Source organism: Candidatus Krumholzibacteriia bacterium (assembly GCA_030748535.1).
GTDB lineage: Bacteria > Krumholzibacteriota > Krumholzibacteriia > JACNKJ01 > JACNKJ01 > JASMLU01.
This window is the reverse complement of record JASMLU010000004.1, coordinates 1-23,820: the sequence shown is the minus strand read 5'-3', so window position 1 is coordinate 23,820 and position 23,820 is coordinate 1. Positions and strand designations below refer to the sequence as shown.

At 57.0% G+C, this 23,820-nt stretch carries 14 protein-coding genes and 1 tRNA gene; all 15 read left to right on the top strand.

Going from position 1 to position 23,820, the window contains the following annotated elements; genetic code table 11:
- The first annotated feature begins 52 nt into the window (after nucleotides 1-52).
- Nucleotides 53-3,136: a FlgD immunoglobulin-like domain containing protein gene (locus QGH30_06140; GenBank protein MDP7021916.1), complete on the top strand. Its 3,084-nt coding sequence runs from the start codon at nucleotides 53-55 to the stop codon at nucleotides 3,134-3,136.
- Between the two features lie 181 nt (nucleotides 3,137-3,317).
- Nucleotides 3,318-5,492 (top strand): hypothetical protein, encoded by a 2,175-nt coding sequence (locus tag QGH30_06135; GenBank protein MDP7021915.1) that lies wholly within the window; start codon nucleotides 3,318-3,320, stop codon nucleotides 5,490-5,492.
- Nucleotides 5,493-5,531: 39 nt separating this feature from the next.
- Entirely contained in the window at nucleotides 5,532-8,027 is a 2,496-nt protein-coding gene (locus QGH30_06130) for a hypothetical protein (GenBank protein MDP7021914.1), read from the top strand.
- Between the two features lie 10 nt (nucleotides 8,028-8,037).
- Nucleotides 8,038-9,702, top strand: coding sequence for a hypothetical protein (locus QGH30_06125; GenBank protein ID MDP7021913.1), 1,665 nt, complete (start codon nucleotides 8,038-8,040; stop codon nucleotides 9,700-9,702).
- Nucleotides 9,703-9,813: 111 nt separating this feature from the next.
- Nucleotides 9,814-11,214, top strand: a complete 1,401-nt coding sequence (locus tag QGH30_06120) for a tryptophanase (GenBank protein MDP7021912.1) — start codon at nucleotides 9,814-9,816, stop codon at nucleotides 11,212-11,214.
- A gap of 35 nt (nucleotides 11,215-11,249) precedes the next feature.
- Nucleotides 11,250-13,982 carry a pyruvate, phosphate dikinase gene (gene ppdK / locus QGH30_06115; protein ID MDP7021911.1) on the top strand — a complete coding sequence of 911 codons (2,733 nt, stop codon included), beginning with the start codon at nucleotides 11,250-11,252 and terminating at the stop codon, nucleotides 13,980-13,982.
- Between the two features lie 9 nt (nucleotides 13,983-13,991).
- Nucleotides 13,992-14,786 (top strand): CDP-alcohol phosphatidyltransferase family protein, encoded by a 795-nt coding sequence (locus tag QGH30_06110; protein MDP7021910.1) that lies wholly within the window; start codon nucleotides 13,992-13,994, stop codon nucleotides 14,784-14,786.
- A 217-nt stretch (nucleotides 14,787-15,003) separates the two neighbouring features.
- The gene (locus tag QGH30_06105) at nucleotides 15,004-16,914 is read left to right on the top strand and encodes a hypothetical protein (GenBank protein MDP7021909.1); all 1,911 of its coding nucleotides are present in this window, start codon (nucleotides 15,004-15,006) and stop codon (nucleotides 16,912-16,914) included.
- Nucleotides 16,915-16,945: 31 nt separating this feature from the next.
- Entirely contained in the window at nucleotides 16,946-18,517 is a 1,572-nt protein-coding gene (locus QGH30_06100; GenBank protein ID MDP7021908.1) for a hypothetical protein, read from the top strand.
- Nucleotides 18,518-18,528: 11 nt separating this feature from the next.
- Entirely contained in the window at nucleotides 18,529-19,188 is a 660-nt protein-coding gene (locus QGH30_06095) for a hypothetical protein (GenBank protein MDP7021907.1), read from the top strand.
- On the top strand, nucleotides 19,185-20,501 hold the full coding sequence (locus tag QGH30_06090) for a hypothetical protein (GenBank protein ID MDP7021906.1): 1,317 nt from the start codon (nucleotides 19,185-19,187) through the stop codon (nucleotides 20,499-20,501). Before QGH30_06095 ends, QGH30_06090 begins: the two co-directional genes overlap by 4 nt.
- Before the next feature lie 28 nt (nucleotides 20,502-20,529).
- The gene (locus tag QGH30_06085) at nucleotides 20,530-21,660 is read left to right on the top strand and encodes an anhydro-N-acetylmuramic acid kinase (GenBank protein MDP7021905.1); all 1,131 of its coding nucleotides are present in this window, start codon (nucleotides 20,530-20,532) and stop codon (nucleotides 21,658-21,660) included.
- A complete protein-coding gene (locus QGH30_06080; protein MDP7021904.1) occupies nucleotides 21,657-22,949 on the top strand; it encodes a SpoIID/LytB domain-containing protein in 1,293 nt (430 codons plus the stop codon). The genes QGH30_06085 and QGH30_06080 overlap by 4 nt, the downstream gene beginning before the upstream one ends.
- 50 nt (nucleotides 22,950-22,999) lie before the next feature.
- Nucleotides 23,000-23,074, top strand: a tRNA-Asp gene (locus QGH30_06075).
- Between the two features lie 129 nt (nucleotides 23,075-23,203).
- Nucleotides 23,204-23,820: C25 family peptidase propeptide domain-containing protein (locus QGH30_06070; GenBank protein ID MDP7021903.1), on the top strand; the 617-nt coding region annotated here is incomplete at its 3' end.

Here is a 23,820-nt window from a genome sequence, read left to right as displayed (position 1 = left end):
GGATCTTCGGATCCATATCGTCTCAACATAACCTAGTTTTTTGGGGGGTAACATGAAGAGGATTCTCTCTTTGGCTCTGGGTCTCGCGCTTCTGACCCTGGCCTTCTCCTCCGCGGTGATGGCTCGTCCGAACGTGACTGGGGAACGGATGTTCCCGATGCTTCACGAACCGGATGTCGCCAGTGACGCGTCCAATGTCTCCGCTCGTGAGGACACTATGTTCCTCTTTGCGGCTTCGGGTGCCGGTGCCTATGGTGCGCCGGGTACTACGGAGAGAGGCTACAACTTCGACAACGGCGGTGCCGCGGTCGATTGTGGTTTCTACGGAGTGGATGCTACCGCGCAGGCAGATACTTACTGGCACATCGCTTCCACTGGCATTTCAGCCGGTTCCGGAACTGATATGAGTGCCGCTACTCCTTTCGGCGGTGGCGCAAATGCCTATGCCGTCTGGTGTGGTTCTGAAAATAACTGTGGCTGGGTCTATCCGACCGGCTACGGCAACAACTGGATCCAGTATGTGGTGATGGCCAATGCTGGAAGCTCCACCGTGGATGTTGAGTTCTACCGCGCCTCCGACTATGAAGGCGACGTCTGGGACTACATGAGCGTCTACGTTGAAGTGGATGGTGTCCTGGAAGAGGTCTACAAGGACCAGACTTCCGGCACGGTCGCCTGTCAACAGGAGACCTTCAGCATCGCCGCCGCCGACTTTGGTGGAACCACTTTGGGCGATGTCATCATTCGTTTCCTGTCTGATGGTGCCTGGAGTGACCAGGACGGCCTCTTCCCCACCAACGTTGGTGCGGTTTGGGTTGACAACTTGCGTCTTTATGCGGATGGCGTCCTGGCCGGCGAGGAAGACTTCGAAAGCGGAACTCTTCCTGGCTGGGTCACCCTGGATACTCCGATTTCCGCTGGTGACTACGCTGCCCTGTATTCTAACCTGTTCAGCGAGGACATCTGTCTCCTGAACATCACGAATGCCTGGGCCTTCTTCGATCTCAATACGTCCAACCCGATGTACCCTCTCCCGGTGGTCGCTTACGGTCCTCCCTATGTGGAGAACTGGATCGTCTCCCCGCTTCTCGAAGTGGATCAGTATGGAGATCCGATCACGATCACTCCGGAAACGACCATCTGGCTGGACTACTGGCTCTACATCGATCTTCCCATGGATCCCCTGGTTTTCTACTCCTGGGATGTTGCGGCGATGATCGATGGTGTTCCCTGTCTGCAGCTCTGGAACAATGACAACTATGTCTACTACGGAGACTACAAGCAGTGGTTCCCCTCGAGCCGGGACGTCACGGGTAATGTGGCGGCCTCTGCCGCCGGCGGAAACATCACTGGTGTTGCCGCCCGTCTGGGTGTTCTGGATATGTGCGGATACTGGTGCGACAGCAACGGTTCCGGAAACGATCACCCCCCGGGACCCTTCTTCGACAATGTCGGCATGCACCTCCAAGTCGGCTCTGCTATTGACTGGAACTACCGTTCCGTCGACATCTTCCAGGATGCCTTTCCGGAACCCAGTGGAATCGTCCGCATGGACGGCGCGAACGACATTCTCGACGATGGTTCGGGAACGCCGGTTCGCGGCGACTCCTGCCGTATCGAGATGAACATGGACCTCATTGGTGGCCTCGGCACCAGCTACAATGCGGATGCGGGCGAAGATCGTCCGAACCTGTACATGTACTACCGCATTGTTGATGGTCCTCACGCTGGTGCGACCGGAGCGGTCACTGCTGACCAGGACAATGCCGACGGGGCCTACTCGCCCTTCACCGGCACTGCCGAGCTGACACCCGGCGACGGCGAGCCCTGGAACATCATGCAGTGTGACTCCGCGGTCTTCATGGCGGGAACTCCGCCGCAGCCCAACAAGTACTGCTTCGACTTCAACGATAACTACTATGAGCCAGGAGATGTGATTCACTACTTCTTCCACGCTCAGGCAGCTAACGGAACGGAAGAGTCTTTCCCGACATGGGCGATGTCGAGTGATCCCGCACTTCGCGGCTTCTTCGACATTCGTGCCCTGCCAAATACGGGCTCGACGATTCTCTTCACGGAAGACGATGAGGGTACTTTCTACGGCTACTGGCGGATCGCCTTTGCCTACAACGGATACGAGAACTTTGATCGTTTCCGTGTTCGCGGTTCAAGCTCCGGCCTGAACAACGATCTGGGCTACATGGCCTCTCTGGATGATATCGCCCAGTACGATGTCATCATCTGGGAGAGCGGTAACCTCCCCGCCTTCACGATTGAAGAAGCGGATGAGACCCTCCTGTCCAACTGGATTGACCAGGCTACCCAGCCGGCCTATCTCTGGGTTCTGGGTGACAAGGTTGCAGGCCATCTCGGTCAGGGCAACATGTTCCTGGCTGGTGTCCTGGGTGCCCTGCTCGACAGCCCCGATGCATACTACAATGACTACACGGGCATTCTTGTCCCGATGGTCTTCGGCGTGCATCCGCTGCTGAGCTACCTCGGTGGCGACCCGACCTTCTGGGTCTACGGTGGCTGCCCGGTTCCCTGGGACTTCAACGTGATCACCCCGACGGGTTCTCTCACTCAGGTTAGTCACGAGTGGGAGGAAGACGGTGGTTCCGGTGTCAAGGCGGGCGTTCTCAACAACGACCCCGATGGCAACGGTTCGGACGTCAACTCCCTGGGCTTCACGACGAAGGCCCTGTTCAACCCCTTCAGTTACTACCATGTGCGCGACTCGGGCTACGGTCTGAGCGATGGAGTGGACTACCACTACAAGTTCGTGGGAGATGTCCTCTTCAACCTGTTCAGCCACTCGCCTGATTCTGCGCCGAATGATGCCCCCGATGCGATTGCTTACACTCGCCTCGATGGCAATTTCCCGAACCCCTTCAACCCGAAGACCTCCATTCGCTTCAGCCTCGCTGCTGACGGTGACGTGACCCTCGCGGTCTATGACATCACCGGCCGCGTTGTGAAGACTCTCGTCGACGGCCCGATGACGGCCGGCGCCGATAAGGAGATCATTTGGGACGGTATGATGGATAACGGGAAGCGCGCTGCCAGTGGTGTCTACTTCTACAAGTTGACCGCTGACGGCAATACCTTCACTGACAAGATGGTGATGCTGAAGTAATTCAGTCTTAGTAATTGTCTGAGCCCCCCTCCCTGAGGGGGGCTTTTTCATGCCCGCAGGGCAGACGAATTCGGTTTGCGCCTTGACGGGAAATGACCCAATTGCCTATATTGCAGTCGCTTCGCTCCATTTTGATACTTGGCTTTTACCTTCCCTTCGCAGGATGAAGGAGGACGATTTCGTGTCTGGAAGTTTCCGGCGATGGGGGACCACTCTGTTCCCTCTCCTCATTCTTGCCTTGCTTGCCGGCCTGGGTTGCCGTCGAGAATTGCCCGAGCTTTTTGATCGCAACATGGCTCCGGAGACCTTTATCACTTCCGCGCCCGCTGACTCTCTCAGCGATTCCTGGCAGGTGCATGTCCACTGGCATGGTCGCGACACTGATGGCGAAGTGTCCTATTTCCTCTGGGCCTGGACAGACTCCAGTCACAGTTGGTTCTCCGCCTGGAATCCGGAAACCCGTGCCGCTGATCGAATCCTCCAGGAGGGGGATTTCAATGCGACGCACCTGACCACTGCTACCGACTCGATCTTCGTTCTTCAGGCCAATGAGGAGGGAGGGACCAGCCGCGATCTTACTTTCAGTGTTGTGGCTGTAGACGACAAGGGGCGCAGGGATCCGGTCCCGGCCCGACTCTATTTCACCTCTTCGGTTGACCGCAGGCCCGAGATTCACTGGATCGAGGACGCTCCCGCCGACCTCCCCGAAGGAGTGGCCTGGGTAACCACGGAGCGCGATACTCTTCCTGCAGGCACGCCCTTCGGTTGCGCATTCTATGGCAGTACGGAGAATGGTTATGTCAGGGGATATCAATGGACATTTGGAAGCTCTCCGGCCTGGTATCCCCAGGATGAGTACGGGCAAGCCCTCTGGTCCTACAGCCATTCCGACTACGCCGGACTCGACTCGATTTTCCTTAACTATGAGAACGATGTGGCGGGCACTGAGCCGGAGATGGCAGAGTACTACCGCTACGGGCTATTCCGTGTGAAAGCACGCTGCATCGATCTGGCGGGCGTGGAGTCGGAAATCGATCCATCCCCCGACAATCCGATAGGGGTTTTGATTCCGATCCTCAATGAGGATCCAGATACCCGGCTTCGTCCACTGGATGAAGCTGCCGATGAATTCCCCATGAAGCTGGTTTACTCTCCCTTTTCTCTCGGCGGAGCCGGTGCGGACACCACGGTCTATCCTTTGGTGGAGAAGTTCGACTCCCTGACAGCAGAAGGAGATACCCTCAAGGGCTTCTTCTACCGCATTGCCGAGCCCCTGCCCTGGGGGGAAGATGTGGAGTTGAGCTTCAACTATGAGGGATGGGATCGCGACGATCCCCTGATGGCCAGCGGAGCCGAAATCGACAGCCGTTTTCAGATGAGCTACAAATGGGAGACGCATAATCTGGGGCTTATGCACGAGCCAACAGCCATTGTCTATGGTCTCTCCCTGGGGCGTTATCCCTCCGGTGGGCGTGAAGGGGAACTTCGGGAAATCGCGGAAGTGGATGGTTTTGGAGAAACCGAAGCCGGGTTTTCCATGAATGTCGGGCCTTTCAACTATGAGGTGGCCGGCTATGCGATCGACCATTTCGGTCGAGTCGATGGAACGCCGGCTCTTATTCAGTTCAATGGCGGCTTTTCCTCCGTGGTCGATAGCATTCTCCTTCTGGTCAAGCATGTGGAAGACGAGCAAGTTACCGAGTCCACGGAGAGTGTGAACCTTACGAATCTCGATCCCGGAGATCCGATTCGCATTGCTATTGGTGCGAATGTCTACATGAGCAACCCCGCGAGTTCAGAATGGCTCTCCTGGGATGAGGCCAGCAAGACGGCAACGATCAAGCCGGTGTCTGTCAGTCCCATGCCGGCGATTGTGGGTGAGTACCTCATCACTTTCCGGGTCTATGGGCATGACGATGTGCGCAATGGAAGCAATGCGCAGTTGGGAGGAGCCCTCTGGGATCTCACAGATGCATTGGACCCGGACAACTTCGAGCAGTTCTCCGACCCGGGTCTTTTCCGGATTGAAGAGGGGGGCTTCCTGAAGTCCTGGCAGAGTCTTTCGAGTTCCGGGGTCAGCCATCTTGGCTACTTTGACCTGACCTTTGCCGTGGAAGACACGGTTCTTGTTCTCGCTGAGGGCGGCATGTCCGGGAACATCCTCGATGAAGAGACACCGGATGAGCTCGGTGAGAAGACCATTGAGTTCCGTTTCCGGAACACCCTGTCCACAGACATGTTTTCCGGCTTGATTGAGGCGGCGCAGCAGAGCAATCTATCCCTGTATCAGATGGGCCGGGCCAGCGATGTGGAGAGTCTTGAAATCAGAATCGACTACGAAAACCTCATGGACTAGGATGGCCCGTTTTCCGGTTCATCGTTGGAGATTGGAAGAATGACTAAAAACACCCGCTTCCTTTTTGTGACTTTCCTCGGGCTGTTGATCCTTGTCTCCTGTGGCAAGTCTCCTTTTGAGGGAGACCGATATGAGAATCTGGCACCGGAGACCTTCCTTTCCAGCGGCCCCCCGGAGGGAACTTCCAATACCTCCTACATGGTTCACTTTTTCTGGAACGGCTACGATTCTGATGGAGCTGTCGGCCATTTCGAGTATCTCATTACCGATGACTTTCTCACCGGCTCCCTGGTGATTGACGAGAATATCGGTGCGGTGCTTGACACACTCGGAGGTGGAATCTACGAGTGGCAATCCACGGAATTGCATGACAGCCTTTTCATCGTGGAAGCTTCCCACATCCCTGATGGCGAGAATCCCGATGATGATGAGTACTTCTACGGGGATGGTCATTTCCTCTTCATGGGCCAGCACACCTTCTTCATCCGCGCTGTGGATGAATTCGGCAAGGCCGATCCTATTCCTGCCTACCGCAGTTTTACGGCGACCACCATCGCACCGATTGTGGATATCAATCACCCTCTTGACCTCGGTCAGCCGGGGGGTTGGGAAACTCTTCCGGAAGATATCTTCATGTCCTGGACGGGCAAGGACTCCGTGGGCAATGGCACGGTGGTCATCGACCCGGATTCCACTCGTGTGACCTGGTTTGCAATGGGCGAGTACGGAATCGAGGACAATGTGAGTACGGGGGATCTCCTGGCGCTTCCCGAGGAAGCCTGGTTGCCCTGGAAGGGGTGGGATGAAGAAGAAGATTCTGTTACCCAACTCAGCGGTAAGGGAGCCCTGATTTCCGGACTGACTCCCTTTGGTCCGGGGGAGAGCGGAGAGTATCTCTTCCTCGTCCAGGCAAAGGACGAGGCCGGTGCTGTGACCAGTCACTTCGAAGACGGCACGAACATGAAGAAGATCAAGGCGAGCAGTGTTCTCTCTCCCACTCTCTATGTTTTCGAGCCTACTCTTGGATTCAAGATGTCCGAGGAATGGTCTGTCTATGACTTCACCATTGCGGAAGATCAGCCTCTGAACTTCCAGTGGTTTGCTTCCGCAGAAAGCTACGGAAGCAAGATTACCGGCTACCGCTATGGCTGGGATATTATCGATACGGACAATGATGATGAGTGGACAAACTGGAGTCTTCCCGACGATCCCGCTACGAGCAACAGTTTCAGTTCCTCGACCCACTGGCTCTACATTCAGTGCAAGGATTACTCGGGAAATATCTCCACGATCCTGCTTCGCTTCCTGGTCATCCCCTTCACGATGGAAAAGGAACTACTCTTCATTGATGACTATGACAACACCTTCCTTTCGGTTGGTTTTAATCCGGACGAGTACGAGCCCGGCGAATATTACCCGCCCACCTGGACTTCGAATTTCGTGAAGACGGACGATGGAATGAAGAGTTTCTGGGAAGACATGCTGAGTGACTATGCAAACTGGAATCCCTACAGTGATTTCTTCCGCGTGAATGTCCTTACTACGCGTCCTCCTTTCGAACTGATCGCAAACTACAAGCACATTGTCTGGGAAAGTGCTTCCAGCCAGACGGCCTCCGGGCTGTACTGGATTACCCGCTTCGTGGACCCGAGGGCTGCCTCCGATGTGCCTTTTGACTATGTGTCTGCCTTCATGAAAAGAGGCGGACAGGTGATGATCTGCGGAACGCTCCCGCTATATGCGACAATTCCGAAGTCCGGCGATGTGGATGACAACCTCAATCCGAACCGGAACTGGACCCCGCTCAGCTATATGCGGAATTTCCACTTCCAGACTGGTTCTGTGGAAGAGTCTGTGAAGCGCTACCTTCCCTATCAGCAGTTCGGGATTGATGTACTGATCAAGACGATTGAGCCTCTTCCCCGTCCTCCTTTGAATGTGGCCGTGAAGCCCTACAAGACGGTGCCGACCTATTGGGGAATGGTTGCAGCAGAACCGACGCGACTGGAAGAGGAGAGCTTCTCCCTGAACTATCCCCTGCCGGACAGCCTTCTCATGAGCGAGGATGTACATCTCTGGTTCGACTATGCTGCCGGGGTTTTCGATCACGACGGTTTCTTCGGGCTGTCCGATGTGGAAGCCTACAACTGGGAATGGTATGCCCAGTATTTGGAGCCGCCCATTTTCTATCGGGAGAGCAAGTACATTCGCTTCCTCAACTATGTGCCTGCGGATTCGACAACCCGCTACGGGCATGCACCGGTTGCGGTACATCCCCATGAGGAAGAGAATCAGAGCGAGACTGTGAACATGGACGAGTTGGCCTACTCGATTCCCCATGTGACGGATGAAGGGGACACCCTCTACGGTTCTGCCGCAGGACCGGAGCATGGGCTGGCGATTGGCCTGATTGGCCTGGATAACCCGGGAGCGCCCAATGTCATTCTCGGTTTTCATCCCCTGTACCTGGATCGCGACCACGCGAAACAGCTGATTGACCACATCCTTGTCGACATTTTCGACATCGAGAAATGAGTGCTAGCCCATGATTCAAAGGAAGATCTTCCCTCCGGTAGCCCTGTTGACACTTCTTTTGGCTTTCCCGTTTCCGTCCTCTGGGGAGATCTGCGAGCCCGGGGAGATGCCTGCTCTTGTCAGCTACCAGGATAGCCTCATCCTTCCGGTCCTGATGCCGGGTGTGGACTGGGATCTCCGAAGTTTCTATCCTTCGGAGGGCACCCATCTTGATCAGATCGGGAACTACTTCTACTCTCTGGAAACCCATTTTAGCTACTTCGGTCTTGCTGCGGATTTTGACCAGTTTGAGATGGATCCACCTCACTACTACCTGCCCAATGGCTGGCAAAGCAAAGAGATGGTCTCCCTCGAGTGGCAGAAACCCCAGGGTTGGCAGATTGTCAGGGAACCCACCATTGAGCGAGGCCACCTCTATGCTTATGACCCTGGTGCTGAGGGGGACTCGTCCCTGGTCAATGTCCAGGTGGATGTCCGCGGCAGCTATCAGGGTCACAAGGATCAGGTTTTCCGCTTTGAGTACCGCACCGGTGAGCATTTCATCGGGGATCAGGTTCTCAGTCCCGTGGATTCGTCGAGGGTACTCTGGGATGTCAGCAACTACATGAACGATCCCCTCTATCCCCAGTGGGATCCCGACACGCTTCTTGCAAATCTCGCAGAAGGGGACACCTTGGTCTCCGAGGTTCAGGTGGCCTGGTCAGAGGTCTGGGGCACCTTCTGGGAGCCGGACGGAGTGGAAGGACAGTGGGGAGCCGAGCATGAGTTCAATTTTGCTCCCGGGGATTCCCTGCTGACCGGCACGATCTTTCTCCGGAGCTCCTATACCAAGACCGGCGGCGAAATCGAAATGACAGAATCCAACCACGCCTGTGCTCATGAATTGTCCCGGGGTCTCTGGGTCAGTTTCAATCCGGGAATTCTTGCATCGAATTACACCTCCGAATTTGTGACGGAGGACTTCGAAGGGTTTCATGTCTGGCGCCGCGTCAATGGCGAGACCCATCTGGACGGAAGACCCCGTTGGTGGAACACCTGGAGTCTTTCGAAAACTGCGGAAACGGACAAGTTCTACTGGTGGTGGATTGACTATTACCGGGATCCTTCCAATGGCTTTTTGATCACCTTTGACTGGGATACCCTGACCCCTGTTTTTGGAGATACTGAGGAGCGTCTCTTCCTCGATTTCGATGTGCACAACGGTTTCTATTACGAATACGCCTTGACGACTTATGATCGTGGATTTCGACCCATGACCGGGGAGCACGATCACACCATGATCGAGAGCACTCTCCAGGAAGACCTTGCCACAGTCCTGAACAGGATCGAATTCGATCTTCCTGCAGCCGAAGATCTGGATCGCTGGGCCGCCATTTACGCGGTTCCCAATCCTCTCCGCACAGGAAAGAGTGCTACCGAGAATCCGAATTACCATAACTACCCCGGAAATGTGGTGCGCTTTGTGGGCCTGACGGATACTTCCACACTGAGAGTCTACACTCAGGCAGGAGATCTTCTCTTTGAAGGGGAAAACCGGAATTCTGACACTCGGAACCTGGTTTGGGATACCCGGAATCTCTCTCGAGAACTGGTGGCCTCCGGTGTTTATGTCTATCGGGCGGAAGATTCCGAGACAGGGCAGGAGTTCTACGGGCTTCTCACGATTATCCGCTAAGTCGGCTTTCTTTCTTGTCCCCCGGTGGATTGACCCGCCGGGGTTCTCTTTGTAATTTCATAGAGTTCAAACCACGAAACTCCTGTTCGCATCTCAGGAAGGGAGCAACTCATGGATAAATACGTGGAGCCCTTCAAGATCAAGGTTGTGGAACCTATTCGGGTGATCAGCCGGGAAGAACGTGCGGAGGCCATTCGGGCTGCGGGTTTCAATCTCTTTCGACTGCGCTCCGACGACATCTACATCGATCTCCTGACCGATTCCGGTACCAGTGCCATGAGCGACAGGCAGTGGGCGGGCATCATGCAGGGGGATGAGTCTTATGCGGGCAGCCGCAACTATTTCAATTTTGAAAACACGGTTCGCGAGATCTTCGGATTCCAGAATGTGATTCCGGTTCATCAGGGGCGTGTGGCCGAGAATCTGCTCTTCTCCACAGTGGTGGAGAAGGGAATGGTGGTTCCCAATAACAGCCACTTTGATACAACGCGTGCAAATGTGGAACAGAACGGAGGTCGCGCCCTCGACCTTCTCTGTGAAGAGGGAAAGGATCCCCACCGCATCGCACCCTTCAAGGGCAACATGGATCCGGAGAAACTGGAAACGGCCATTCGTGACTGTGGCGTCGAGAACATTCCTCTGGTCATGCTTACGATTACGAACAACAGCGGCGGGGGACAGCCGGTTTCCATGGAGAACATCCGTACGGTGAGTGCCATCTGCCGCAGGGAGGGACTGCCCCTTCTCTTTGACGCCTGTCGCTTTGCCGAAAACGCCTGGTTCATCCAGCAGCGTGAGGATGGCTATCGGGAGCAGTCGATCCCGGCCATCGTTCAGGAAATGTTCTCCTACGCTGACGGTTGCACCATGAGTGCAAAGAAGGACGGCTTGGTCAACATGGGGGGCTTTCTTGCCCTCAACGACAGAGTGCTTTCCGAGAAGATCCGGAACCTGCTGATCCTGGTCGAGGGATTTCCTACTTATGGAGGTCTTTCGGGGAGGGATCTTGAAGCCATCTCCCGAGGATTGCAGGAAGTAATGGATGAACGCTATCTGGAATTCAGGATCGGGCAGGTTGCTTCCCTTGGCGAGCAACTGCAGGAAGCCGGGGTTCCTTTTCTGGAGCCGCCCGGGGGACATGCAATCTATGTCAACGCAGGGGAGTTTCTTCCCCACATTCCGGCCGAGGAATTCCCGGGGCAGTCCCTTGCGGTGAATCTCTACATTGAATCGGGAATCCGGGGAGTGGAGATCGGAACTTTCATGTTTGGTGGAAAGGACCCGGAGTCGGGAGAAACGAGGCAAGCGCCGCTGGAGCTTGTGCGGCTTGCAATCCCGCGCCGCGTCTACACGAACATGCACATGAACTACGTAGCGAACTCCCTGATTTCGCTCCATGAGAAGAGAGACAGCCTAAAGGGAATGAGATTACTTCACGAACCTCCTTTCCTGCGGCATTTTACAGCAACACTGGAATTCAGGGGCGCAGAAACCATGGCGGGATCCCAGTGATGAGGGAAGAAAGACCGATGGAAGCGAGTACAGCAATGAAGAAGATGACATACGTGTTCGGTGGCGATACAAGCGAGGGAAACCAGAGCATGAAGAACCTCCTCGGGGGCAAGGGTGCAAACCTGGCGGAAATGAGTTCGCTCGGGATTCCGGTTCCCGCCGGTTTTACGATCACTACAGAGGTCTGCAATCGTGTTGTGGAAAACAAAATGCAGCACCCCGAGGGACTCCAGGACGAGGTAAGGCAGTCGGTAGCCGCGGTTGAGAAGATCATGGGTGGCCAGTTCGGGGATGCTTCCAATCCCCTGCTCCTCTCCGTTCGCAGTGGTGCGAGAGTCAGTATGCCTGGGATGATGGACACCGTCCTGAACCTTGGCCTGAATGAGGACACCCTGAAGGGACTCATTGAGCGTTCCGGAAATGAGCGTTTCGCCTACGATTCCTATCGCCGTTTCATCCAGATGTATGGCGATGTGGTTCTTCAGATTCGGGGCGAAAACCACGATCCCTTCGAGCAGCTTCTCGAGTCGATGAAGGAATCCCGGAATGTTTCTCTCGATACGGATCTTAGCACGGAAGATCTGAAGGAGCTGGTGGCCCAGTACAAGGCTCTTGTGCAGGAACGCAAGGGAGAGCCTTTCCCGGATGATCCCTGGGAACAACTCTGGGGCAGTGTCAACGCAGTCTTCCAGAGCTGGGGAAACCCCCGGGCGATGCACTATCGCAAAATCAATGGCATCCCTCATAATTGGGGAACTGCGGTGAACGTGCAGGCCATGGTCTTTGGGAACATGGGCGAAACCTGTGCCACGGGAGTGGCCTTTACCCGGGATCCTTCCACGGGCGAGAAACGTTTCTACGGGGAGTTCCTCGTGAATGCCCAGGGTGAGGACGTGGTTGCCGGAATCCGGACACCGCAGCCCATCAACATTGTCGGCAAGGATCCCGAGAACCCCCTTCCCAGCATGGAAGAGGAGTTTCCCGAAGCCTATCAGCAGTTGGTAGAAATCTACGAGAAGCTGGAGGATCATTACCGGGATATGCAGGACATTGAGTTCACCGTGCAGGACAATCGCCTCTGGATGCTGCAGACCCGTTCCGGCAAACGAACCGGTTTCGCTGCAGTTCGCATTGCGGCGGAAATGCTCGAGGAGGGCCTGATTGATGAGGAGACGGCGGTTCTTCGTGTCGATCCCGATCAGTTGACCCAACTGCTTCTTCCAGTTTTTGATCTCAAGGACAAGGAGCGAGCAGTTTCCGAAGGTCACTTCCTTGCTCGCGGGCTGAATGCAGGCCCCGGGGCGGCCACCGGAGCGCTGGTTCTTTCCGCCGAAGAGGCCGTTGCCCGAAGCGAAAAGGGCGAGAAAGTGGTTTTGGTTCGCATTGAGACCAGCCCGGAGGACATTCAGGGAATGTTCGTCTCCCAGGGGATTCTTACCAGCCGCGGGGGCATGACCAGCCACGCAGCGGTGGTGGCTCGCGGAATGGGCAAGAGTTGCGTGGCCGGCTGCGGCGCTCTGGACATCGACTATGCAAAGGCAGAGGTCATGGTTGCGGGCCAGACTCTTCGTGAAGGCGATGCGATCAGCATCGACGGCATGACCGGAGAAGTTTTCGCCGGAAGCATCGAGGTGCGCCCGAGCGAAATCGTTCAGGTTCTAGTCGAACGGGAAATGCCTGCCGAGGATAGCAAGCTCTATCAGGACTTCGACCGGATTCTGGCTTTGGCCGACGGGTTCTCCCGGATGAAGGTGCGCACCAATGCAGATTCTCCGATGGATTCCGGAGTGGCCAGGAACTTTGGAGCCAGTGGCATCGGGCTTTGTCGTACTGAGCATATGTTCTTCGAAGAAGAGCGCATTGATGCCGTGCGGGAGATGATCCTTTCGGCAGATGTGGAAGGCAGGAGAAAAGCACTCGACAAGATCCTTCCCATGCAGCAGTCGGACTTCGAGGGAATCTTTCGGGCGATGGACGGCCTGCCGGTTACGATCCGTGCCCTGGATCCGCCCCTTCACGAGTTCCTTCCCCACAGTGATGCGGATATCGAGGATCTCGCAGGCAAGATGGGAGTGGACGCCACTCTTCTGAAGAGCAAGGTGGAGCTTCTCACGGAATCCAACCCCATGCTGGGTCACCGTGGATGTCGCTTGGGAATCAGTTATCCTGAGGTGACTGCCATGCAGGCTCGCGCCATTTTGCAAGCAGCGGTAACCGTGGCCTCCGAGGGTGTGAAGGTCTTCCCGGAGATCATGATCCCTCTGGTGGGACATGTGAAAGAACTTGCCCTGCAGCGCAAGGTGGTGGAGGATGTGGCTGCAGAGGTGTTTGAAGCTTTGGGCAGGAAAGTCGACTACCTTGTGGGTACGATGATTGAACTGCCCCGTGCGGCTCTGACTGCGGATGAAATCGCGGAAGAGGCGGACTTCTTCTCCTTCGGCACCAATGATCTGACACAGACTGCTTTGGGATTGAGTCGGGATGATTCAGGCCGCTTCCTGCCTTTCTATGTGGAGCAGGGGATCTATTCCCGCGACCCCTTTGCCGGACTCGATCAGTCCGGGGTGGGTCAACTGGTGGCTATGGGCGTGGAGAAGGGTCGCAGCACACGCTCCAGTCTGAAGGTTGGCATCTGTGGAGAGCACGGGGGAGATCCGGAGAGTGTCCGCTTCTGCCATGACATCGGACTAGATTATGTGAGTTGTTCTCCTTATCGCGTCCCCGTTGCGCGTTTGGCCGCAGCCCATGCTGCATTGGAGAAGAACTAGCGGAGGAACATGACAAGAGTCCGCAAGGACGATCAGCGCAGCGCATCGGAGCTTGCTTCGGTGCGCCGTTCTGTCTGGGACTACATTGCCAGAACGGGTTTGGCCTATCTGCTTCTCGGCTTCTTTTTCTTCCCTGAAGTCACCTCCTACTCCCTTTATGTGGCCCTGATGCTCCCCTGGCTTCTTCTGGTTGCCGCCATTTTGGCCTACCGTGCCGACCTTTTGTATACCGAAGACGGAACGCTGCTGGAAAAGCTGAATCTCGCAACCCAGGTTACCTTGATCCGGGTTCTATCTGTGCCATTGATCTTCCTTCTGATTTATCAGGGGCGACTGAAGGTCGCAGGCATCCTTTTCCTTCTGGCAGCCCTGACCGACTGGCTGGATGGCTTTCTGGCCCGGAGAATGGGAGAGGTAACCCAGCTCGGGAGAATGGTGGACCCGAGCATCGATGCCGTTTTCTGCTCGGCCACCTTCCTCGCTCTGGGAATGGGGGGGCGGATTCCCCTGCTTCTTCTCTTTCTGGCGGGGATTCGCTATGGGCTTCTTCTGGCAGGGGCGATTGCTGTAAGAGCCACTCTCGGAGAACTTCCCGTTCGAGCCACTTTCTCAGGGAGAATGTTTTACTTCCTTCAATACTCCCTGCTGTTTATCTATCTCTTGAGCGACGGGCAACTCTCTCCGGATCGTATCCATCAGGCGCTTTCGCTGCTGCAGATTCTGGTCAGCTTTCAGTTGCTTCTTCTGGGCTGGAATATGCTGACGCTTCATCTTCACGGAGATCGCCCGACGGATTCACTGTAAACCTGCTTTCCACCCGGGTCTTCGACTGACCATTTCGTCGCCCTGAAGGAGTCTTCTGAGTCTCTATCTTGAGCATCCTCTTTTCCTTGCTCTGCTCTGCACTCTCCTGTCGGGGCTGGCCTGGTGGATCTATCGGGAGAGTCGTCCCCGTCCGCCGGTCTCATCACTCCGGCTGCTTTTTCTTCTGCGGGCCTCGGCATTGCTCTTGCTTTGCCTGATGCTCGGGGGATTAAGTCTGGAGTGGTCAAGGGTGGAGGAACTTCCTCCGCGCCTCCATCTTCTTCTTGATGCTTCCGCCAGTATGTCCCTTCCCGATTCGAAAGAGGGGAAGAGCCGCTATGAAGTGGCCCGGGAACTGGTATCGGCGATGGAGAGAAAGTCCGGGGATCTGGATCTGCAAGTCTCTGCTTTTGCCGAGGGGCTTCTCAGAGGAGGGATCCCGGAGCAGCCGGAGGGGAATAACAGCGACCTGCTTCGCGCCCTGCAGGACCTTCCAAGAAACCGGGGAGAAGAAGCCTTGCTGCTCTTCTCGGACGGGCAAACGACATCGGGGGAACTGTGGTCCTATGCGCCGCGTCGTCCGATCTACTCTCTGGCTTTTGGCGACAGCACCCCGCCTGCGGATCTTCGGCTGGAAGAAGTAAAGTCCCCGGGAGTTCTTCACAGGGGGCAGCGAGCCTGGCTGCAGGCAAAGATACTTCGGCGGGGGGAAGCTGCCCGAAGCGGCCGCTATGAACTTCTTGAGGACGGACAGGTTCTGGATTCCGGGTTCTGGCAAATTGGTGCAGACAAGGATCAGGCATCACTGGAGATTCCCCTTCTTTTCGAGAAGACGGGAAGCCGTTTTCTCGAATTGCGAATCCAAGCCTCCGGACCCGATGCCCGAAAGGAAAACAACCTTCGACTTCTGAAAGTGGAGGTCATCGAGGAAGAACTGAAAGTTCTGGTACTGGCCGGGAAGCCGGACTGGGATCTTCCCTTTCTTCTGGCCGCCCTTCGGGGGGAAGAAAGTCTGAAAGTGGAAGTCATCAGGGCGGATGCTTCGGGAGGAATCCGAAGTTCTCTTGGAGCGGAGCCTTTCGATGCCGGCGATCAGCACTGGCATGCCCTGATTCTTCATTCCTTGAACGCTTCCTGGCCACGGGATTTACTGGAGCAGATTGATCTTCGCGGTGGTTTTCTCATGATGGCTCCGGCAATGGAAGACAGGCATTCTCTGAGCTGGCCTGCTTCCTGGGGCCCCCTGCCTCGAAGGGAGAAGAGACTTGAGGAGTCTCCCGCTCTTCGCTGGCACTCCCCTTCGCTTGCGCACCCCGCTCTGGCAGGGATCGCTCGCCTGGGGCTGGAGAAGGTGTCCCTACCCCCCCTGGAGGGCCGCGACCGTTTCCCCGGGGATGAGCGCGGGATTCTGCTTCACGAGGGCTCGGGGGGGCTGCTCATTGCAAGGAACTGGAGCGGGCGGAGCCAGGCATTTCTCTCCGGGGAAGGTCTCTGGCGCTGGAGCTTGCAGGACAAGGAATCTCGCGAGCTCGTGGGACAGTTGGTGTCGGGGGTTCTCCGATGGCTGGCCCGGGAGAACCCGCCGGAAAGGATTCACTTTCCGGAGACAGCGGGTTCCTGGGAAGCAGGCCTTTTGAGAACCGTGCAGGCGAGAGTCTATGATGAAGACTATCGGGCGCTGCATGATGCGAGCCTTCGCTGGTCCCTGTTTCGTGGGGACAGCCTTCTGTCGATGGGCGAGTTCCGCAGGCCCGGGCGAGCGGGACAGGACTATGAAGCGTCGATTCCCGGGCAGGCGGAAGGCCCTCTGGAACTGCGCCTCGAGGCGAGCGACAAAGAGGGAGGGAAGTTCCACCGCACCCTGTCTCTCAGAGTTCTTCCCAACCTTGCAGAGTGGCAGCGCACGGAATCCTCACCCGCGACGCTTCGCTATCTGTCCCGCAGAAGTGGTGGAGAGTTACTGGCTACTTTTGATGCGGACAGCCTGCTGAAAAGGATTTCCCTGAAGCCTTCCTTCTCCCGGAAGCAGACCCGGATCTCCCTCTGGAAGCATCCCTCACTTTTCCTCCTTTTCCTCGGCCTTCTGGGGCTGGAATGGGGCCTGAGGAAGCGACACGGAATGATCTGAGTCCCGACCCCGCCGGGACAGGCGAGGTCCAATGCGAAGTTACCTGTTTCTTATCCTGACATACGCAATCTCCGTTTCTGCAGAGCCACTCCTGAATGAAGTCCTCTATGATCCGGAAGGCACGGACTCGGGGAAGGAGTTCGTCGAACTCATCGGGGAGCCTGGACTCGGTCTTCAGGACTTTCAGCTGGAGTTCTGCAATGGAAGCACTCCCGGCCAATGGCAGCCTCTCTGGCAGGGAGAAGAAGGTGACAGCATTCCCTTCAGCGGATTTGCCCTGATTCGCAGCGAGAGGCTCCTCTGTTCTCTTCAAAACGGTCCCGATGCCCTTCGCCTTTCTCGCAATGGCGAAGTCCTGGATCTTCTGGGCTATGGAACCGGTCTGGATTCCGGGCTTTCGGAAACCCTGCCGGCGAAGGAAGCCTCTTCGGGAAAAAGTCTGGGTCGTCGCCCGGATGGAGTGGATACGGATCAGAATATTCTCGACTGGTTCTCCTGCGAGGCAAGCCCGGGCAGAGCGAACTGGCCTGATCTGCAGTTTCGTCTGGGAGAGCCGGATCCCCTCTGGATTGTGCCGGAGCCGGGACATCCCTGGTCCCTTTCTCTGGAAGTGGAGAACAGCGGGCGCCTCGACTGGACAGAAGGGCTTCTGCTTTCTGCGGAGAATCTTACGGAATCGCTGCTTCCCCCCCTTGCCTCGGGGTCGCTCTTCAGTGCCAGTCTTCTCTTTCCCGCCATGGAGGAAGGCTATGGGGAAGTTCTTCTCAGAGCAGTGTTGCCGGGTGAAGAGCTGGAGGACAGCTTGCTTCTCCCATACAAGGTGGGCGTCGGTCCGCTTCTGATGAGTGAACTTCTCTTTGCTCCCGATAGTGACGAGGGGGAGTGGCTGGAGTGCGTGATTCTGGAAGAGGCCGACCCGCTGGAGGAGTATCGCCTGGAAGATCTCTCGGGAAGCGGAGCGGAGTTTTACATTCCGCTTCCTCTTGAAAACGGGAGCTTCCTGCTTTGTGAAGACAGGACGGCGCTTCTTTGGCAGAGACCGGAACTGGATGCTTCCAGGATCGTGGAAGTGCGTCCCTGGCCTTCGCTTCGCAATGAGGGGGAAAGCCCGGAGATGCCTCCCTGGACCGAAGGTCTGAGGATCCGGGATGCAAGGGGCCGACTGATTGACGGCCTTCTGTATCGGGGAGACTGGATTCTCGAGAAGGGGCAGAGTCTGGAGAGAAGGCACCTCTATCCGCCGGCAGGGCTGTCCGCCTGGGCCGCTTCGCCCCTGCTTGCCAGCCCACTGGATCCTTCCTTTCCCCTGCTGGATGATCAGGACTTCGACGAAGTCACTCCCCTGGCTTTCAATCCTCTGGTGGAAAGAGCGGAGTTCCGCTTTCACGGCGTGGCTGGAGACCGGCAACTTCTCCTCTTTGATGCCGCCGGACGACCCGTACAACAACTCCGGGGCAGCCAGTCCAGCGGCCTTCTCTGCCTGCTCTGGGACGGGAAAGACCGGGAGGGGCGTGTGCTGCCCGATGGAGCCTACCCCTGGCTTCTCGTCGGAGAAGGTGCCGAGAAGAAAGGTCTTTGCTTGATCCGGAGTGCAGTTCGATGAAGGCCTTCGTCTTGATTCTGCTGTTGTCTCTGGGAGCAAAAGGAGAACTGCTTTCCCTTTTTCCCGCCGAGGATCCTGTCGAGGAGTTGAGCTTCGGCTCGCAATACTGGCAGAGCCGAAGCTGGAATCCCTGGGGTCTCTCCGATGCCTCGGTTTTGCAGATCAAGGGAGAGCGCCACTGGTCTTCCCTGGTCTTCGTATCATCCCTGGAGCTTCATCGCTGGGGAGACTGGAGCATCCCCGCTGTAGATCTCAGCCTTTTGGTGAAAACCGGGGGGAATCTGCAATGTGGCCTTCATTACCGAAACGAGAACCGGGAAGCCGGGAGCTTTTCGGTCCTGCTGCGCAGTGCGGGAAAGATCTCGCCGGGCCTTCGCTTTCGTCTATACGAGAATGTGCCCGCCCGCTCTTCTCCTGATCTCTTTCTCCTGACCCTGAAGGGGAAGAGCGGAACACTGGATCTTCTCCTGGAGAAGCGTCAGGGCCTGAAGCTCTGGATGGCTCTGTCGGCACAGTACGAAGGTCTCGAGAGCAGGATCCTCCTCGGGCAGGCTCCCTGGCAGGGTCTGGAACTTGCCTGGCGGGGCCGGCGATTGCGTGTTGCCTTCCTGCTTCGACTTCACCCCTGGCTGGGAGCCAGCAGGGGGCTCTCTCTGGAGTGGAGACGATGAGGTGTGTTCCACTGCTTCTGCTTCTCGGTCTTTCCGCCAGCGCGGAACTGCTTTCTCTCGGGGATGAGATCCCAGAGGAGATTCATTCCTCGACTTCCCGGTTTCAGACTTCCTTTCGCAGCCCCGGGGCGGCATCCCGCATTCGATGGACAGGCACATGGGGGTCGTACTCCGGCCTTCTGGACTGGCGAGGCGAGCGGGGGGAACTGAGAGGGGGAGGGATCTGGGAGCCCGGGGACTGGACGATCGCAGCGGGACAATATGAGGCCCGACGGGGAGGGCTTCTGGAGGAAAATCGCCGCTCGCGGCCCTCGCTGGATTCTTCCGTGAGTCCCGCTTCCTCCTTGCCTCGACTTTTCCCTGTTCCTGCGTCCCGGGCCGGAGAGATCAGTCTCGCACTGGGGCATTCCCGGGCACTTCTCCTTCTTGTGGAGGGAAGCCCCGAGGTCTATCTCGGGGCAAAATCCACCTTGTTGCATTATCGGAAAACCGGACGCCCGGACTGTCCGCTCTTCTCCCTGTCAAAGCGATTTCAGGAAGAAGGCAGAGAGCTGTCTCTCGAGTTTGTGCGAGCAGGGCTTCGGAAGGAATGGGCAGAGGCTCTGGAGATTCGGGGCATCCTGCCATTGGGCGATTCCCGTCTTTCCTACTCCAGTCTCTTGCTTCGGGGGACACTGCCGGAAGAAAGCACGGGGATGGGTCTGCTTTCTCTGGGGAGCGGATTGGAGAGCAAGGTTCACCTGCGAATCCGGACTGCCTTCATCAAGGGCACTCTGGCTCTTCGCTATCGGGAGGGGGCCGGGCTCGGTTTGGGGAAGCGGCGTCTGGAAGCTTGTGCCGGCACCAGAATTCAGGCGACCCGTTTTTCATTGCGGCTTCTTCGGGAAAGGGAAGAGGAAGATCAGAGCGGTCTGGCCGCTTTTCCCAGGGTAGAGATTCTGGAATCACTGGACTGGGAGTTCCAGTGTCGGACTCAGTCACGGGGTCTGCGCCTTCGAGGGCGGAGAGGCTTTGAAAGTCCCTCGGTTCTCTTGTCTTTTGATGGAAAGGAGTCTGTCGCAGGACTGGACTATGGTTTGATCTTCTATAGCAATGCGGAGGGAGTTCCCGATTTTCGCAGTCTGGAGGGGGCTCCCCTTCTTCCTCGCCCCATTATGCTTCGGGGACGAGGTGCAAGGCTGAGCCTGAAAACCCAACACTCTCTTCGCCGCTGGCAGCTTCGCTCCGCTCTTGCCCTGGACACGGAGTTCCGTTTTTCCTTCACCCTGCTTTTGCAATCGAAAAGCCGTGACGATGGAGCTTCCCGGAACTAGACTCCCGGGAAGCGGCAAAGGAGTCCTTTTGCGGGTCATCGGCACGATGAGTGGAACCAGTCTGGACGGGATGGATCTCCTGCGCCTTCGCATCGAGGGCGATCTGGAGAACCTTCGCTGCACGGATCTGGAGTTTCGGGAGACCGCCTGGCCCGAAGATTTGCGCGTGACGCTGGACTCCATGGCTCGGGGAGTGTCATTCCCCGCAAGCGAGTTCGCCCGACTGCATTTTGAGGTCGCCCGCGAGTTTGCCCGTTTCGTTCGGGAGTCCTTCCCCGATGAGGATCCCGCCGCCGAACTGGCCGCATTTCCCGGACAGACTCTCCATCATGAACCCCAGTCCGGTTTCGGGCTTCAACTGGGAAACCCCTCGGTCTTTGCCGCACTTACGGGGATCGAGACCGTGGGGGACTTTCGCTCTCCCGACCTTGCCCTCGGAGGAGAGGGCGCCCCGCTGGTTCCGCTGGCCGATGCCCTTCTTCGAAGAGACGAATCGGAATTTCGTGGGATTCTGAATCTGGGGGGAATTGCCAACCTGACACTCTTGCCCCCGGGCCGGGGAATCGAGGGAGTTCGCGCCTGGGACACGGGCCCGGGCAATTCGCTCATGGACCAGACTTGCCGGCAGTTACAGAATCTCCCCTGCGACCGGGACGGTGCGATGGCCGCGTCTGGAATAGTACACAAAGAGCTTCTGGACGAGTGGCTTTCCCATCCCTATTTCTCCCGCAAGCCGCCCAAGTCCACAGGGCGGGAACTTTTCGGGGAGGACTTCCTGGGGGGGGAAGAACGGAAACTTCTTGCTGAACGCATCGGGCTGGAGGACCTTCTTGCGACCCTTCTCGAGCTGAGTGTGGAGTCCTCGTCCCGGGCCCTGGAAACAGAAGGACTTGATGCCCTCTACCTCTGTGGGGGCGGCGCAGAGAACCCGTACTATGCCCGAAGATTGCGGGAACGCCTTTCCCCGCTCCCGGTACACGGAGTGGAGCTTCTCGGCGTAGCGTCATCGGCCAAGGAGGCCATGGACTTTGCCGTGCTTGCCTATTGTTCCCGTCTTGACTACCCGGTTTCGCTTTCATCGGTAACCGGTGCTCTTCGATCTGCTCCTGCCGGCTGTTTCTCAAGCCCGCGGGGAAGAGATTTTCCTGGAGGCTCATGATTCGCAGACTTGTTTTGATTGCCCTGCCGCTTCTTCTGGCCTGTTCTTCGAAACCGCCTCTTCCACCGGGGGAGATCTCAAGGGAGAATCTGGATCGTGAACCGGAGATGAGAGTCCTTCTCGTGCAGAGCGTGAATGCTCTGGAGCTTCGGGCAAGCCGGGGGCTGGTGATTCGCAATGCGAAGGGGCAGATTCTGGGCCGCCTGAAAGGGCGCAAGTCCTTCCACTTCTTTCAGAACCCGAAAAGTCCCAGGAAGTTGAGAGTGTATGAGGAAAAGCCCAGCAGGAAGAAGCTTCGCAAATCCCTTCTGGAGATCCCCTTTCGCAGCAAGCTGATTCTGGAGACACGCCCCGGCAGCGAATTGCAACTCAATGGCAAGCGTTATCGTGGCAGGATTGTTCTCCTGCGTCGGGGGAAACACTTCCACTGCATCAATTACATTCCGGTCGAGGAGTATCTGGAAGGGGTGGTTCCCCATGAGATCGGACATCTGGGCAGAAAAGGCATGGCGGCCATGAAGGCCCAGGCCGTTGCCAGCCGGACTTATGCGGTGCAGAGGTTGCAGGAGAGGAAGAAGGCGGACTGGGACATGGTCGACACCGTGAGCGATCAGGTCTATCGCGGAGCGGGGGGAGGAAGTCGTCTTGCCACCCGCGCGGTTCGACAGACCCGCGGGGAGTTGCTCGCCCTTGGATCCAATCCCGCCGAAATCTACTACTCTTCCACCTGCGGTGGTCACACGGTGGCCATTGATGATGCCTGGAATCACGCGCCCGTTCCCCATCTGGGCGCAGTTCGCGATGAGGATGAAAAGGGTCGAAGCTGGTGCAGCAGCAGCCGCTACTTTCGCTGGACTCACAGCTGGAGTGCAAAGGAACTGGGAGAGATTCTGCGAGCCTACCTGCCCCGGTATTCGGATCTGCGGGAAGGCAGCGACATTGGCCATCTTCGGGATGTGCGAATTCTCGAATACAGTCAGGACGGTCGTATTCGCCTTCTCGAAGTGAGCACCGACCGGGGTTCATTTCCGGTGAAAGGAGACCGGATCCGTTCGGTTCTCAAAAGGAATCTCCGGGGGACCCCTCTTCGCAGTACGATGTTTCGCCTGAAGAAGGAGAGAAATCAGGAAGGTCAACTACTGAGGGTCACCGCCTTTGGCGCTGGATGGGGCCATGGGATTGGCCTTTGCCAGGTAGGAGCCATCAATCGGAGCAAGGCCGGGCAGTCCTATCGCGAGATTCTGGAGGCCTATTATCCGGGAACCGGGCTTCGCCGCTTCTGGCCTTGAGCTCTCTTGACTTTCCCGCAGTGCCTTGTTACTTTCCGCCTTCACAAAATGGGGGCGTAGTTCAGCCTGGTTAGAACGCCTGCCTGTCGAGCAGGAGGTCGCGAGTTCGAATCTCGTCGCTCCCGCCCATTTTCCCGCCTCAGGGCGGTTTTTTTTTGTGGGATTCCCTCCCGATCCTGAATCTGCTATAATTGTACGGTCTGGTCGGCTGCTCGGGCTTCCGACCCGTAATCCTGCACATCGAAAGGACTGAAATGAGACTCCTGAAGGGTTTGAAGTTGGGTGCGCTTCTTCTTGCATTTTCCCTGGGAAGCGCGATTGCGGAAACGAATGTCATTTCACTCACCCCGAGTGGTACAAGGGTCGAGCTTGTCGACCAGAATGATCACTCCCTGCTTTTTCGCGTGGACCTTGGAGAATTGCAGGCCGAGGAAGTTCTCACTCCCCGGGGCCTGTTTACGCGTCTGAGTGTACCCGGCTTTTCCCGCTCCCATGAGGTCGGTCATCCGGAGCTTCCTTCGATGAACCGCCTCTTCGAGATTCCCTATGGCGCGGATGTCCGTGTGGAAGTGGAGAGTCTCTCCAGCCGCCGTTTTTCGCTCGCTGATCTTGGCCTCGAGCCGATGGTTTTCCCTGCCCAGGCTTCCCTGCCGAAGAATGTCAGCCCAGAAGACTGGCCCTTTTCCCATGAGCGGGATTCCTACTCGCTGGATCGTGTGAGCTACGAGCGCGCACGGGTTCGCAAGCAGGGTCGCCTTCGTTCCCTGGATCTCGGTCTTCTGGAAGTTTCTCCCGTGGAGTACTTCCCCCAGTCGGGGGAGATTCTGGTTCACGAGAGCCTGGAAGTTCGATTGAGCTTCTCGGGCGGCAA

Coding starts and splice junctions, on each gene's coding strand:
- QGH30_06140 (MDP7021916.1), top strand. CDS start 53: ATGAAGAGGATTCTCTCTTTGGCTCTGGGTCTCGCGCTTCTGACCCTG.
- QGH30_06130 (MDP7021914.1), top strand. CDS start 5,532: ATGACTAAAAACACCCGCTTCCTTTTTGTGACTTTCCTCGGGCTGTTG.
- QGH30_06125 (MDP7021913.1), top strand. CDS start 8,038: ATGATTCAAAGGAAGATCTTCCCTCCGGTAGCCCTGTTGACACTTCTT.
- QGH30_06120 (MDP7021912.1), top strand. CDS start 9,814: ATGGATAAATACGTGGAGCCCTTCAAGATCAAGGTTGTGGAACCTATT.
- ppdK (MDP7021911.1), top strand. CDS start 11,250: ATGAAGAAGATGACATACGTGTTCGGTGGCGATACAAGCGAGGGAAAC.
- QGH30_06110 (MDP7021910.1), top strand. CDS start 13,992: ATGACAAGAGTCCGCAAGGACGATCAGCGCAGCGCATCGGAGCTTGCT.
- QGH30_06105 (MDP7021909.1), top strand. CDS start 15,004: ATGCTCGGGGGATTAAGTCTGGAGTGGTCAAGGGTGGAGGAACTTCCT.
- QGH30_06100 (MDP7021908.1), top strand. CDS start 16,946: ATGCGAAGTTACCTGTTTCTTATCCTGACATACGCAATCTCCGTTTCT.
- QGH30_06090 (MDP7021906.1), top strand. CDS start 19,185: ATGAGGTGTGTTCCACTGCTTCTGCTTCTCGGTCTTTCCGCCAGCGCG.
- QGH30_06080 (MDP7021904.1), top strand. CDS start 21,657: ATGATTCGCAGACTTGTTTTGATTGCCCTGCCGCTTCTTCTGGCCTGT.